This is a genomic window from Stenotrophomonas pictorum JCM 9942, assembly GCF_001310775.1.
Taxonomy (GTDB): domain Bacteria; phylum Pseudomonadota; class Gammaproteobacteria; order Xanthomonadales; family Xanthomonadaceae; genus Stenotrophomonas; species Stenotrophomonas pictorum.
Map to the genome: position 1 here is coordinate 1 of NZ_BAZI01000642.1, position 1,011 is coordinate 1,011.

A 1,011-nucleotide genomic window follows, 5' to 3' on the forward strand; every position below is an offset into this window, starting at 1 on the left:
GGCAAGGCGCAGCTGCGCGGCCGGGTGCGCCAGGGCGAGAACGAACTGGTACTGGCGCCGTCCCATGTGATGCTGGAAAACCAGGTGCTGACCGTCGCCCCGCTGGTGGCCGAAGCTTTCGGGGGCACTGTCCGGCTGCAGGGCACGGCCGACTTCAGTGATGCGCAGAACCCGGGCTTCCGCTTTGCCGTGGTGGCCCAGCAGCTCACCTTCACCCCCGAACCCGATCCCACGGTGGCCGACCGCACGCCGGTACCGCTGCACCTGAAGGAGGCACGCCTGGGCGTGGCCGGCAACCTGAAGAACTGGGCGGCGATCGGCAAGGCCGAGGTGGCGCGCGAGGCGCAGGGCGCGCAGCTCGATTTCGATGTGCGCGGCAACGACCAGCAGGCGCGGATCGAGCAGCTCACCGCCACCATGCCGGGCGGTTCACTGGCACTGAGCGGTTCGGCGGCATGGGCCCCGGTGCTGGCATGGGATGTGGACGCCACCCTGGCCCGCTTCGATCCGGGCTATTTCGTGCCCGGCTGGGAGGGCGAGCTGTCCGGCACGCTGGCCTCGACCGGCACGCAGCTGCCCGCACCGGCGGGCAGTGACGAGCTGCGTTTCGAGGCCACGCTGGACGTGCCGCAGCTGAAGGGCCGGCTGCGCGGTCGCGCGGTGGACGCACGCGCCAAGCTGGCCCTGCGGGGTACCCAGGGCGAGGGCGATGTGCGTCTGGTGATGGGCGACAGCCGCCTCCAGGCCACGGGCAAGGTGGGCGATCGGCTGGACGTGGATGCCCGGCTGGAGCCGTTGCATCTGTCCGATCTTCTTCCCGGCAGCAGCGGTACGCTGGCCGGCACGCTGCGCCTGCGCGGTACCCCCCGCCAGCCGGATATCACCGCCGATCTGCGCGGCAGTGGCCTGCAATGGGAGGACTGGAAGGCCGGCCAGGTCAGCCTCACCGGGCAACTGCCGTGGAGCGGGGACAACGGCACGCTGCAGCTGCACGCCCGCGCGGTGGAGGCG

At 71.6% G+C, this 1,011-nt stretch carries 1 pseudogene; it reads left to right on the plus strand.

The features are described 5' to 3' along the window. Positions 1–1,011: pseudogene (locus JCM9942_RS16740) on the plus strand (translocation/assembly module TamB domain-containing protein); the annotation flags it as partial.